The following is a 12,653-nucleotide window of genomic DNA, read 5'->3' on the forward strand; positions in this document are numbered from 1 at the left end:
GCAGCCGGCTCACCTGGAGAGTTCGGCCGGTTCCGCCAGCCGTGTCAACTTCCGTGGGTTTCTCACCAGGTAGACCCGTGTGACCCGCCCGTTCTCCACCACGACACTCAATGCCGTGGCCAACTCGCCGTCGATCTCGATCCGGCCCGCGGGCGCGCCGTTGAGCCATACGGCGGTCGTCTCGAGCGAGGCCACGGCCACCCGGTTCACGCGCGCGAGGACCTGCGCCACCAGGTCGACCCCATGGATCGGAGCCAGAGCGGCGGCCGCGAACCCGCCACCATCGGCGATCAGGACCACGTCCGGAGCCATGACCTCCACCAGTTCCTGCAACTGCCCGGTCCGCAACGCTTCCAGGAAGCGCTCCACCACGGCCTGCTGCTCCGACCGGCTCACCTGCACCCGCGGCCGCCGAGCCGCCACATGTTCGCGGGCCCGCCGCGCGATCTGCCGCACCGTGGCCGCGGACTTCCCGACGGCTTCGGCGATCTCGCCGTACGGGATGTCGAAGACCTCGCGGAGCACGAACACCGCCCGCTCCGTCGGTCCGAGCGTTTCCAGCACGGTCAGCATCGCGATCGAGACACTCTCCGCGAGTTCGACGTCCTCGGCGACATCGGGGGAGGTCAGTAGCGGTTCAGGCAGCCACTCGCCGACGTACTCCTCGCGGCTGCGCGACAACGCTCGCAGGCGGTTGAGCGCTTGCCGTGTGACGACCCGGACGAGGTAGGCCCGCGGGTCGCGCACCTGCGACCGGTCGACGTCGGCCCACCGCAGCCAGGACTCCTGCACGACGTCCTCCGCGTCGGCCGCCGACCCGAGCATTTCGTAGGCGACCGTGAACAGGAGGCTGCGATGGGCCACGAACGGGTTCTCGGTCATGCCGGCGACGCCAGGTCGGACTGAGGACGCGCGGCCAGAGGAATCTCGCAGGCGTCGGAGAAGCCCTGCGACGCGACCCCGTTCGCATTGTTGTTCCGGGTCGCCATGTTGGAGAAGGCGATGAACGCGGTGAGCTCGACCATCGCCGCCGGGCCGAGCCGCTCGAGCAGACTCGCGTACAGCTCGTCGGTGACGGTCAGCGGCGTGTCCGTCATGGCCTCGGCGTACTCCAGCACATCCCGCTCCAGCGGGGTGAACACCTCCGACTCCCGCCAGCGGGGCACTTGGCTCGCCTTGGTCAGGTCCAGGTTCTCGTTCTGCGCCTGGAAGTAGCCGATGTCGAGGCACCAACTGCAGCCGACCTTCGCCGCTACGGCCAGGTGCGCGAACGACTTGAGGCTCGCGTCGGCCGCGTCCCACGTGCCCACCTTGGCCCCGAACTCGATGTTGGACGTCGCGACCTTGGGCTGTGCCACACCACTTCGACGGGCTCGGGCACGGCACCGAGCTGCTTGATCATGCTTTCGCTGAGCTCGGTGGGGAGCTCCGCTTTGGGAACGCGTATCGCCATGGTTTCCTCCTTGGATGTCTGCCTGTTCGACATGAAGACACCGCCGGGTTCGCGAATGTGACATCCCGCATGCCGTGTCCAGCGCTGCGAAGCCCTCCCGGCGCAGGTCTTCGTCACCAGGCCGCTGCTCATGCCCAGGTCGAGGCACCCCCGCCGTGGTCCGCTCCGAGGCGACCGCCGGCCACCCGGAGATGAGGGTCGGTCGACGGCCTGCCAGGGCCTGTACAGATGCCCATCCCACGGCCACGGGTGCACCGTTGCCCATCGCCAGGGAAAGCGCACCGCATGGTGGACCGTTCACCGTGACAGGGAAGGGTCCGCGAGGAACCGCAGGTACTCCTCGGGATCGAGCGGATTGCCGTCGGTCCGGGGGCGGCGAGGAGGAACACCGCGTACGGGGCGGTCCGTGCCGGGGCGGGACCACACGGCGCCTTCTCCGCGGGTGAGGCCGGGAAGGGCGTCGCCCAGCTCCTGCATCCTCGCGGTGGGCAGCTCGGCGCCGAGGGTCCACCGGTCGCCGCTCTCCTCCGTGGCACCGATGGTCCCGCCGAGTTCGGCGATCCGGGCGGCGACCGGTCCCAGGGTGTCCTCGGGGATCTCGGCCTCCACCTCCCTGCACGGCTCGTGGACCCGCGTTCCCGCGCTGCTCAGTGCGCGCATCAGCACCAGCGGCGTCAGCTTGCGGAAGTCGGCCGCGGTGCTCATCGGGGAGGCCCAGCCCGTGCGGATCACGGTGACGGTGCAGTCGGTGACCTCCCAGCCGAGGAGCCCCTGCCGCAGGCCGAGGCGCACCGACTCCTCGATGGCGCGGTGGAACGCGCGGGGCAGCGCGCCCCATTCGGTCTCCCGCGCGTACCGGACGCCGGAACCGTAGGGAGCGGGCTCGACGCGCAGGCCGACCGTGGCGAAGAACTCGCTCGGTCCGGAGCCGAGTTCCTGCACCGCGACGCCGGTGCCGACCGGCCGCTCCCGGTAGACGGGCGTGACCGCGGCGAACTCCGCCGCGATCCCGAACTCCCGCTGGAGGCGGTCCGCGAGGACCTCACGTTGGACCGCCCCGTGCAACAGGAGCGAGAGCGTCCCGTCGGAGGCGGTTCGCGTCCTGATGAACGGGTCTTCGTCCGCAAGGGCGCTCAGCGCGGCGTGCAGGGCGCCCTGCTGGCCGGGGCGGCTCGCGCGCACGACGGCCTCCAGTCCCGGTGGGGCGAGCCGGGCCGCCGGTCGGTCGGCGCGGGCTGCACCGACGCGGTCGCCGACCCGGACGCCCGGAAGGCCGCGCAGGACAGCGATCCCGCCGGGGGTGAGCACCCCCCGGCGCTGAGCGTCGTCGCCGCTCTGCGCGGTCACGACGTCGAGCCGGGAGATCCGCCCGGTGACGGTCATCGTTCCCTCCGCCTCGTCCCGGTGCAGGGCGAGACGCTGCCGTTCGCGCAGCAGGCCGGAGAAGAGCCGGATGTACGCCCGCTTCTCCCCGCCTTCCGCGCGGTCGACGGCGAACACCGTGCCGCACGCGGGGGCGAGTTCGTCCGCGGGCGGTGCGGGCAGCAAGGTCGCGATGCCCTCGGCGAGTTCGGCGATGCCCGCTCCGCTGAGGGCCGAGCCGAAGAAGACGGGCTGCACCAGCGCGGCGGCCGTCTGCCGGAGCAACTGCTCGCGGATCTCGTCCTCGGCGGGTGGCGGGCCGTCGACGAGCCGGGCCAGCAGGGCGGTGTCGTGCTCGGCGAGTACGTCGGCCGCCCCGGGCTCTCCCCGCTCGCCAGCGAGCGGAACCGGGAGCGTGCGGGCGGCCGGGGTGCCGGCGCCGACGGTCGACACGAGCGGAATGAGACGGGGCGCCAGCGCGCGGCGCAGCTCCGCCAGCAGCGCGGCATCACGGGCGCCCCTGCGGTCGATCTTGTTCACGAAGATCAGGGTGGGCAGGCGCAGCCGGCGAAGTGACTTCATCAGGACCCGGGTCTGGGCCTGGATCCCCTCGACCGCTGACACGACGAGGACGGCCGCGTCGAGGACGGAGAGGGCGCGTTCGACCTCCGCGATGAAGTCGGGGTGGCCGGGGGTGTCGACGAGGTTGACGTGGCGCCCCGCCATGATGAGCGGTGCCACGGCTGTGCGGATGGTGATCCCGCGCTCGCGTTCGAGCTCGCCCGCGTCGGTGGTGGTACTGCCCTTGTCGACGCTGCCGAGGGCGGCGAGGGCGCCGTGTTCGAACAGCAGCCGCTCGGTGAGGCTGGTCTTACCGGCGTCGACGTGGGCGAGGATGCCCAGGTTCAGGGGTGTGGTGGTCAAGGTGGTCCTCGGGAGACAGAGAGAGGGCGTGGGGCGACGCGACTGCTCCGTGATGACGGCGCATGTCTCTCTCCTTGCTGCGAGGACGTTCGTACGGGCACGGTGGACGTGCCGGCCGCACGTTACTGCACTCCGCCCGTACGGCGCCGCTCCTTTTCCGCGCCGCTGCCGGCGGCCGGGGCCGGCGTGGTCGACGGCCACCGGGCCGGGGCCGGTCCTCCAGGACCACCGCCACACCGGCGGGCCGCGCGTTCCCGGGGAGGGTCACGGCGTGTCGCCCCGGGTGAGGACGATGGCGTAACGGCATTCGGCCGGGCTGTTGTTGGCGAAGACGCACGGGGCGGGCTCGCCCAGTTCGATCGTGTCGCCCGCGGCGAGTTCGTGCACCGTCTCGCCCTCGTGGAACGTCAGCCGGCCCTCCAGCACCCAGACGACCTGCCGGATGAAGACGAAGGCCGCGGCCGGATACGGCACGCGGGCACCGGCGGGCAGCCGGACGTCGGCGATCTCCGCAGGGAAGTGCGGACCGGTGATCTGGCGCCGGCGGTACCCGGTGGCGGGATCGCGCCATTCCACGGCGTCCGCCGAGCGGCGCACGCCCGCGGTCGCCTCCCCGCTCCCGCCGGTCGCGCCCTCGGCGAGCGCCAGCAGGGAGGAGACACTGAGCTGGAAGGCGGCGGAGAGTTTGCCGAGCACGGCGGCGGTGGGGCTGCTCTCGCCCCGCTCGATCCGGTTGATCATGGCGCGGGACACACCGGATGCGTCGGCGAGTTGCGCCAGCGTCCACTGCCGCCGGGTCCGTTCGGTGTGGATACGAGCTGCGATCTGCCTCACCAGGGGGTCTACTATATTGGACATGAATCCAATATACGAGAACTCGGGGGCGGTGACGGTCCGCCCGGCACAGCTCAAGGACGCGGAAGCCGTTCTCGCCATTCGCAACCATGCGATCGAGCACTCGACGGCCCTGTGGACCACGACGCTGCAGTCCCCGGCCGAGGGGGCCGCCTGGCTCGCCGTTCACCTGGACCGGGGCTCGGCGTTCGTGGCCGAGAAGGCGGGCGAGGTCGCGGGCTTCGCGGTCTACGAACCATGGCGGCCGAAGGACGGATATCGCCACACGGTGGGGAACTCCGTCTATGTGCGCGAGGGCGCCCACGGGCTCGGCATCGGCTCCGCCCTGATGACCGCCCTCGTCGCCTCGGCGCGGCAAGCCGGCCATCACGTGATGATCGCCGACATCGAGGCGCGCAACACCGCCTCGATCCGGCTGCACGAGCGCTTTGGCTTCCGTCACGTGGGCACCGTGCCGGAGGTCGGCACCAAGTTCGGCAGGTGGCTCGACCTGACGATCATGCGCCTTCCCCTGGCCTGAGCGGCATCGCCTCCGACCTGTCGCTGTCCTCTGATGCCTCGCGCGGCTCAGCCCTGTCGAGAAGCGCATGGCTCAGGGCTGGGAGGAGCTCGTCCTGCGCAGCTGCCGCCCCTGACCGGCGGGCCGGCCGTACGTCCCGTCGACGTCAGTTCCGTTGCGGCCTTCTCCGGTGCAGCCGTCGTTTCCTCCGGCAAGATCGTTCGTTGAACCCGGTATGACGGATCGCCCTGTGCGATGGCGTTCTTGTGGTTCGGCGTGAGGGAGGGGCTGTTCATGGCCAGCGTGTTCCAGCGGAACAAGATCAAGGGAATGTTCGCGGCATTCGATGCCGACGGTGACGGCTATCTGCGGAGGGACGACTTCGAGGCCCTCGCGGTCCGTTGGGGCCGACTGCCGGGAGTGGGGCCGGGGACGGAGCTGCGCGCCCGGGTGGAGGCGGTCGTCATGGGCTGGTGGGAGGGGCTGCTGGCGGTCGGCGACGCCAACAACGACGGCAGTGTCGACTTCGACGAGCTCGTCGTGCTCGTGGACCGGCTGCCGTCCATGCGCGAGTGCGTCACGGCGACCGCCGACGCGATCTTCGACGCCGTCGACGAGAACGAGGACGGCCGGATCTCCCGCAGCGAACACCGCCGCCTCATCGAGACCTGGCACGGGCAGAGCATCGACACCGACGAGGTCTTCGACCTTCTCGACCTGGACGGTGACGGCCACCTGAGCCGCCCGGAGTTCGCCGTGCTGTGGGCCCAGTTCTGGATCAGTGACGACCCGACCGAGCCGGGCAATCTGGTCTGCGGGCGGATCCCGCACCAGGGGCACGCGAGCACGGTCGAGGCGTGAGCCGGCAGTACTCCCGGCCTCCTTCCGTTCTTCAGCCCAGGAACGCCGCAGTGGTTGCCACGAACCGGTCGGCGTCATCGAGCCAGGGATAGTGACCCGCCCCCGGCTGCACCACGAGCGTGGCATCGGGGAACAGCGCCGCGAATTCGGCCACCGGCCGAGGGGGACTGTTCAGGTCGAACTCTCCACCGAGCAACAGGACGGGGGCCTCGCAGGCGGCGAGCGCCGCACGCGTGGCCTCCGGGCTGAAGGCGCCCTCGGCCGCGAAGCCCGCGACAGCGTCCTGGTTGCCCGGCCGGGCGACGGCATAGTGCTGCCGCGCCGCGGCATCCCACCGGCCGCAGAAGAACGGAGCGATGGCCTCCCAGTCGCTGCCGGTACCTTCGGTGATCGCCTCCAATGCGGCGAAGGCCACCGGGAACCACGGCTCGTTCCTCCGCAGCTGCGCGAGCTCGCGGCGCGTCTCCCCGCTGATCTCCACCCCGACAGCTCGGGTACCAGGGCCGATCAGGGCGAGTCTGCCGACGTTCGCCGGGTACCGGGCCACGTATTGCGTCGCGATGTTCGCGCCGGCGGAGTGACCGAGGAGATCCGTCCTGGCGAGACCGAGGTGCTCGCGCAGCGCCTCGACGTCGTCGACGAGACGGTCACAGCGGTAGGAGGAGGGGTCCTGCGGAACGGCCGACCCGCCGGTGCCGCGCAGGTCCAGGACGATCAGCTTGCGGTGCCCGGACAGGCCGCCGAGATCGCCGAGGTAGCGGGAGTCGGTGGGACCGCCCGGGATGCAGACGACCGGGTCGCCGTCTCCGTGTACGCGGTAGGAGAGCTGGGTTCCGTCAGGTGCGGAGAAAGTAGGCATGCCGTGGATCCTGACACTCATAACCTGGTTGTACAACCCGGTTATCATGGTGAGGTGCTCAGGGTATATAACCGCTTCATGGCGGGCGAAGAGAACACGCACCAGATCCCCGAGGGACTGACCCAGGGGCTGACCGAGGCGCAGGCCGAGCGGATGCTCGCCGACATGAACGAGGTCATCCGCGCGGGGGAGGAGATGCGGAAGCTCCGCACCGAGATGATCAAGATCTTTGTGGACCTCGGCTGGACCCAGGACAGGATTGCCCGGCTCGCCGACATGAGTCAGCCCGCCGTGTCCAAGCAGGTGGCGAAGTACCGGTTGGGCGAACCGCTGCCCCCGACGACGTTGTCCCTCGACCAGCGCGACGTGCCGTGGCTCGAAGGACGTCTGTGGGGCCTCGCCGAGGAGATCGCCGAGACCGTCGACTCCGCTCGCTGCGCGCGCTACGTCAACGCCATCGCCAGGGGGAAGAAGCGCTTCACGCCCCGGAACGTCGACGAGCTGCGCCGCCTCGTCGAGGAGGACCTGAGGCTGCACCGGGCGGAGCTGGCCGGCAGCCACCGGAACGCGTACGACGAGATCAGCCGCGGCCTCGACGTCCCCGCGAAGGTCACCGCCGCCGGATCGGCCTCCGTGCGTCGCGCCCTCGCCTGCCAGGTCCAGCGCGACCGGCTCAGGAACGACGCCTGAGTGCCTGCGGCCGGTAGCGGCACCCCACTACAGCCGACCGCCACTGCCGGACCCGCCTGGCGGCGAACACCGACCCCGGCTGGAACTGGGCATGTTGACGCCCGGGTCGGCGATGGCCGTGTCAGGTCCGGCGGGCCAGGAGGTAAGCCCGGCGCGTGTCGACTTCGGTGGCGTAGGAGGCGCGTTCCATCCGCATCGTCACCTCGAAACCGGCCTCCTCCAGCAGTCCGGCGATGTGGGAGGGGGCGAGGAAGCGGAAGTCGACATCCACGTCATGTCCCCACCATTCGTCCAGGTGCCGGACCTCCTCCCCGATGTGGAACGAGAGCAGGAGCAGCCCGGAAGGGCGCAGCACCCGCCGTATCTCCTCGAAGGCGCGGAGCAGTTCTCGGGGTCGAGGTGGATGATCACGTAGAAGGCGATGGCCGAGGCGAATTCGCCGTCTTCTGCCGGCAGTGCCAGCAGGTCGCCCTGTCGGAACTCCACCTTCGGATAGCGGCGTCGGGCGGTGGCGACCATCCCCGCTGACAGATCGATGCCGACCGTACCGGCACCCTGTTCGGCGAGCCAGGCCGCCACGTGTCCGGGGCCGCAGCCGAGGTCGGCGATCGTGGCGTCCGGTCCCGTCTCCTCCAGGAGGCTGGTGAGCAGCGCCCGGTCGAGCGGCTTCCCGGCGAGCTCGTCGTGCAGCCGCGCCGCGTACTCCTCGGCCACGGTGTCGTAACTTCGCCGGACGGAGTCGCGGCTTCCCTCGTCTTCCATGACAGCCGTCTTACCACGGACCTGCCGCCGTCGACGGGCCGTTGCAGCGATCCCTCACCTGTCGACGGGAGGGGGTGGCTCTGGCCGCTGTTGCCAACGGGTTGCTGCCTCAGTGTGCGGCGGACTCGTCGAGCATCCAGCGGCGGACGGCCAGGACCCGTGGCAGGGCGATGACCCGTTGCGGCGAGCCGTCCTCGCGCTCGACGACGAACTGTCGCTGGACAACGACGCCAACCTCGGCGCGGTCGGCGAGTACCGGCGCGGTGCGCTGGCGCACACCCAGAACCTCGTCTATCTGACCGGTGAGGTCGGAGTGGGCGGTGGCGTGATCATCAACGGCGCGCTGATGCGCGGCTCTTCGGGGTACGGCGGCGAAGTCGGGCACATCACGCTGATGCAGGACGGGCCGCTGTGCGGCTGCGGCCGCAGGGGCTGCTTCGAAGCACTGGTCGGCATCGGCTCGATCATCCAGCAGGCGGCGCCGGACCTGGCCGGCAGTACGGCGCAACCGCTGACCGACCTGGCCGCGAAGGTCGCCGAGGTGGCCCGCCGGGCCGAGGCCGGTGACCCGCGGACGACCGCCGCGCTGGTCCGGGTCGGCGAGTGGCTGGGCCGCGGATCGGCGATCCTGCTCAATCTGTTCAACCCTCAGGCCCTCATCCTCGGCGGCTACTTCGTGACGCTGGCGCCCTGGATCATGCCGCCCGCCCGGCGCACGCTCGCCGCGCACACCATCGCGCCGAACCTCGGCGGCTGTCAGGTCGCGCTGTCCACCCTCGGCTTCACCGCGGCGGCCAGGGGCGGAGCGTCGTCGATCATCGACGCCATCGACACCGCGCGGCTCCCGCTGCCGCGCGGCGGCTCCGCGGCACACCGATAACCGGTGCGGGACCTCTTGACGACGGCCCTCACCCCACTTACTTTCTCCCCTCAACTAACGAACACCTCCTGAGAGTTCAGGAGGACCGGTCACCGGACGCCTCGGCGGGGCGTCCTTCCGCAAGGCGGCTTCGCGCTGCCCTGGAAGGGGAACCCCGTGCGTTCAGTCCTGCCCGCAAGCCTCCTGCCCGCAAGGCCCGCGAGACGTCCACGTCCACACCGCGTCCGGTTCCGCACCCTGTTCACCGCTCTGCCGGCCTCGGCACTGCTCCTGCTGGGCGCCACCGGAGCCATTGCCCCGGCGGCCGCCCACGACGGCCCGCACCCGGCCGCCGCGGCCGCCTTCCAGCAGGTGCAGCTCGCGCGGGGCACCGCGCAGACCGGCGAGCCGATGAGCCTGGCGGTGCTCCCCGACCGCACGGTCCTGCACACCGACCGGCGCGGCACCATCTTCAAGACCGACGCGGCCGGCACCACCTCCGTCGCGGGCACGCTGCCCGTCTACACCCACGACGAGGAGGGCATCCAGGGCATCACCACCGACCCGGCCGTCGCCACCAACCACTGGATCTACGTCTACTACTCACCCGTCCTGAACACCCCGGCGGGCGACGCCCCCTCCGACGGGACGGCCGCCGACTTCGCGCCCTTCGCCGGGCACAACCAGCTCTCGCGCTTCACCCTGCGGGCCGACGACACCATCGACCCCGCCAGCGAGAAGCAGCTCCTGCAGATCGCCACCAACCGCGGCATGTGCTGCCATGTCGGCGGCGACCTGGACTTCGACGCCGCGGGCAACCTCTTCATGACCACCGGCGACGACTCCAACCCCTTCTCCTCCGACGGCTACAGCCCGCTGGACACCCGCGCGTCGCGCAACCCGGCCTACGACGCCCAGCGCTCCGCCGCCAACAGCAACGACCTGCGCGGCAAGCTGCTGCGCATCCACCCCGAGGCCAACGGAACGTACACCGTCCCGGCCGGGAACCTGTTCGCGCCGGGCACGGCGAAGACCCGGCCCGAGATCTACGCGATGGGCTTCCGCAACCCGTTCCGCATGAGCGTCGACCGCCCGACCGGCACCGTCTACATCGGCGACTACGGGCCGGACGCCGGAGCGCTGAGCGCCACCCGGGGACCGGGCGGCCAGGTCGAGTTCGACCGGGTGACCTCACCCGGCTTCTACGGATGGCCGTACTGCACCGGCACCAACACCACCGACGAGACGTACAACGCCTTCGACTTCGGCACCAACACCTCGGGCACGAAGTTCGACTGCGCGGGCGGCCCCGTCAACAGCTCGCCCAACAACACCGGGATCAGCAAACTCCCGGCCGCCCGGTCGTCCTGGATCAAGTACGACGACTGCAGCATCACCCAGTTCGGCTGCGGCAGCGAGTCACCCATGGGCGGCCCGGTCTACCACTACGACCCGAACCTCGTCTCCTCGGTGAAGTTCCCGCAGTCCTACGACGGGCATGCCTTCATCGGCGAGTTCGGCCGCCGCTGGATCAAGGACGTGCAGGTCAACGCGGACGGCAGCGCGGGCACCATCACCGACTTCCCCTGGACCGGCACCCAGGTCATGGACATGGCCTTCGGCCCGGACGGCGCGCTGTACGTCCTGGACTACGGCACCGGCTTCGGCGACGGCGACTCCTACTCCGGCCTGTACCGCATCGAGGCGATCGGCGCCGACGGCCGCGCGCCCGTCGCCCAGGCCGCCGCCACCCCGTCCTCGGGCCAGGCGCCACTGGCGGTCACCTTCTCCTCGGCCGGCACCACCGACCCGGACGGTGACGCGCTCACCTACGCCTGGGACTTCGACGGCAACGGCAGCACCGACTCCACCGCCGCCAACCCGGCGCACACCTACCCCGACAACGGCCAGTACCCGGCGAGACTCACCGTCACCGACACCCACGGGCTGACCGGCACCGCGAGCGTCACCGTCACCGTCGGCAACACCGCACCGGTCCTGACCATCACCGCGCCCGCCAACGGCCAGATCTTCCACTTCGGCGACGCCGTCCCCTTCCGGGTCACCGTCACCGACGCCGAGGACAGCGCCGTCGACTGCTCCCGGGTCCAGGTCCAGTACCTGCTCGGGCACGACAGCCACGCGCACGCCATGACCGACGCGACCGGCTGCTCGGGCACCATCCAGACCGTCGTCGACGGTGAACACGCCGGCTCCGCCAACCTGTTCGGCGTCTGGCGCGCCTCGTACACCGACAACGGCGCGAACGGCCAGCCCGCGCTGACCGGCACCGCCACCAACATCACACCCACCGCGACCAAGCAGGCCGAGTACTACACCGGCTCCAGCGGCGTCCAGCCCGCCAGTCATGACGCGGCGGAGGGCGGCACCACCGTCGGCTACATCGAGAACGGCGACTGGATCTCGTTCACCCCCTACAACCTGGCCGGCATCACCACCTTCACCGCCCGCGCCTCCTCGGCCGGCTCCGGCGGCACCCTCGAACTGCGGGCCGACTCCCCCACCGGCACGCTCATCGGATCCGCCACGGTTCCGGTCACCGGCGACTGGAACACCTTCACCGACGTCACCGGAGCCGTCACCGCTCCGAGCGGCACCCACACCCTGTACTGGGTGTTCAAAGGCGGCGCCGGGAACCTCTACGACCTCGACCAGTTCACCTTCGGCGGGTCCGGCACCGTTCCGGGCACCGTCCAGGGCGAGGCGTTCACCAGCTCCGCGGGCGTCCAGACCGCCCCGCACGCCACCGCGCACGGCGGCCAGACCCTCGGCTACATCGACAACAACGACTGGGCCGGATACGCCGGAACCGACCTCAGCCACGCCAACGGCCTGACCGTACGGGTCGCCTCCGGCGGCATCGGCGGCACCCTCGAAGCCCGTGCCGGATCGGCCACCGGACCGCTGCTCGGCAGTGTCACGATCCCCGTCACCGGCGGCTGGGAGAACTACACCAGCCTGACGCTCCCGCTGACCCCGTCCCCGACGAGCGGACTCTTCCTGGTCTTCCACGGCGGCACCGGCGGTTCGCTCTTCGACGTCGACGACTTCACCGTCACCAACGGCGCCGCCCTCACCACCGTCACCCAGGCGGAGATCTGGACCGCCACCGGCGGGCTGCTGCCCGCCGACCACGCGGCCGCGCACGGCGGGAAGACCGCCGGCTACATCAACAGCGGCGACTGGGCGACCTACGCGGGCTTGGACCTGTCGAAGGTCACCCGCTTCAGCGCCCGGGTCGCCTCCGCCGGCGCCGGCGGCACCCTGCAGATCCGGGCCGGATCGGCCACCGGAACGGTCCTGGGCACCGTGGCCGTCACCGGCACCGGCGGCTGGGAGACCTTCGCCGACGTCTCCACGACCCTCACCGCGAACCCCGCGACGACGCTCTGCCTGACCTTCACCGGCGGCAGCGACTACCTCTTCGACGTGGACGACTTCACCCTCACCCGCGGCGCCTGATGGCGCGCACGCCCGCACCGCTCCCCCTCGAACCGCGGAAAGGCAC

At 70.9% G+C, this 12,653-nt stretch carries 10 protein-coding genes and 2 pseudogenes; 5 read left to right on the forward strand and 7 right to left on the reverse strand.

Annotated elements, in window-relative coordinates; genetic code table 11:
• Positions 1-9: 9 nt before the first annotated feature.
• The 4 genes and pseudogenes from LNW73_RS00140 to LNW73_RS00155 form a co-directional block, all read right to left on the reverse strand.
• A complete protein-coding gene (locus LNW73_RS00140; protein ID WP_250988353.1) occupies positions 10-882 on the reverse strand; it encodes an RNA polymerase sigma-70 factor in 873 nt (290 codons plus the stop codon).
• Positions 879-1,453, reverse strand: a pseudogene (locus LNW73_RS00145) (carboxymuconolactone decarboxylase family protein). The gene LNW73_RS00140 and the pseudogene LNW73_RS00145 overlap by 4 nt, the downstream one beginning before the upstream one ends.
• Positions 1,454-1,750: 297 nt before the next feature.
• A complete protein-coding gene (locus LNW73_RS00150) occupies positions 1,751-3,739 on the reverse strand; it encodes a GTP-binding protein (RefSeq protein WP_250988354.1) in 1,989 nt (662 codons plus the stop codon).
• A 264-nt stretch (positions 3,740-4,003) separates the two neighbouring features.
• Positions 4,004-4,597, reverse strand: coding sequence for a helix-turn-helix domain-containing protein (locus LNW73_RS00155; protein ID WP_250988355.1), 594 nt, complete (start codon positions 4,595-4,597; stop codon positions 4,004-4,006).
• Between LNW73_RS00155 and LNW73_RS00160 the strand changes: the two genes are divergently transcribed.
• Positions 4,596-5,114: a GNAT family N-acetyltransferase gene (locus tag LNW73_RS00160; protein WP_250988356.1), complete on the forward strand. Its 519-nt coding sequence runs from the start codon at positions 4,596-4,598 to the stop codon at positions 5,112-5,114. The genes LNW73_RS00155 and LNW73_RS00160 overlap by 2 nt on opposite strands.
• Positions 5,115-5,387: 273 nt before the next feature.
• Positions 5,388-5,954: an EF-hand domain-containing protein gene (locus LNW73_RS00165; RefSeq protein ID WP_250988357.1), complete on the forward strand. Its 567-nt coding sequence runs from the start codon at positions 5,388-5,390 to the stop codon at positions 5,952-5,954.
• Between the two features lie 31 nt (positions 5,955-5,985).
• Here LNW73_RS00165 and LNW73_RS00170 read toward each other — a convergent pair whose 3' ends face one another.
• Entirely contained in the window at positions 5,986-6,813 is an 828-nt protein-coding gene (locus tag LNW73_RS00170; RefSeq protein ID WP_250988358.1) for an alpha/beta fold hydrolase, read from the reverse strand.
• A 54-nt stretch (positions 6,814-6,867) separates the two neighbouring features.
• Between LNW73_RS00170 and LNW73_RS00175 the strand changes: the two genes are divergently transcribed.
• Positions 6,868-7,503 carry a sigma-70 family RNA polymerase sigma factor gene (locus tag LNW73_RS00175; RefSeq protein ID WP_250988359.1) on the forward strand — a complete coding sequence of 212 codons (636 nt, stop codon included), beginning with the start codon at positions 6,868-6,870 and terminating at the stop codon, positions 7,501-7,503.
• A gap of 121 nt (positions 7,504-7,624) precedes the next feature.
• On the opposite strand, the gene LNW73_RS00180 is transcribed toward LNW73_RS00175, so the two are convergent.
• Together LNW73_RS00180 and LNW73_RS00185 are read right to left on the reverse strand one after the other, a co-directional pair.
• On the reverse strand, positions 7,625-7,858 hold the full coding sequence (locus tag LNW73_RS00180) for a hypothetical protein (RefSeq protein ID WP_250993134.1): 234 nt from the start codon (positions 7,856-7,858) through the stop codon (positions 7,625-7,627).
• 86 nt (positions 7,859-7,944) lie between these two features.
• A pseudogene (locus LNW73_RS00185) lies at positions 7,945-8,265 on the reverse strand (class I SAM-dependent methyltransferase); the annotation flags it as partial.
• Between the two features lie 112 nt (positions 8,266-8,377).
• On the opposite strand from LNW73_RS00185, the gene LNW73_RS00190 reads away from it, so the two are divergent.
• Both LNW73_RS00190 and LNW73_RS00195 read left to right on the forward strand, forming a co-directional pair.
• The gene (locus LNW73_RS00190) at positions 8,378-9,145 is read left to right on the forward strand and encodes an ROK family protein (RefSeq protein WP_250988360.1); all 768 of its coding nucleotides are present in this window, start codon (positions 8,378-8,380) and stop codon (positions 9,143-9,145) included.
• 183 nt (positions 9,146-9,328) lie between these two features.
• Entirely contained in the window at positions 9,329-12,607 is a 3,279-nt protein-coding gene (locus LNW73_RS00195) for a carbohydrate-binding protein (protein ID WP_374118254.1), read from the forward strand.
• Positions 12,608-12,653: the final 46 nt, after the last annotated feature.

Origin of the sequence: Streptomyces sp. RKAG337, from assembly GCF_023701715.1 — a bacterium.
In the GTDB taxonomy this organism is placed as follows: Bacteria; Actinomycetota; Actinomycetes; order Streptomycetales; family Streptomycetaceae; genus Actinacidiphila.

What these genes read in the sequence shown, in the direction of transcription:
- LNW73_RS00140 (WP_250988353.1), bottom strand. Translation starts at nt 882, where the DNA reads ATGACCGAGAACCCGTTCGTGGCCCATCGCAGCCTCCTGTTCACGGTC.
- LNW73_RS00170 (WP_250988358.1), bottom strand. Translation starts at nt 6,813, where the DNA reads ATGCCTACTTTCTCCGCACCTGACGGAACCCAGCTCTCCTACCGCGTA.
- LNW73_RS00155 (WP_250988355.1), bottom strand. Translation starts at nt 4,597, where the DNA reads ATGTCCAATATAGTAGACCCCCTGGTGAGGCAGATCGCAGCTCGTATC.
- LNW73_RS00165 (WP_250988357.1), top strand. Translation starts at nt 5,388, where the DNA reads ATGGCCAGCGTGTTCCAGCGGAACAAGATCAAGGGAATGTTCGCGGCA.
- LNW73_RS00160 (WP_250988356.1), top strand. Translation starts at nt 4,596, where the DNA reads ATGAATCCAATATACGAGAACTCGGGGGCGGTGACGGTCCGCCCGGCA.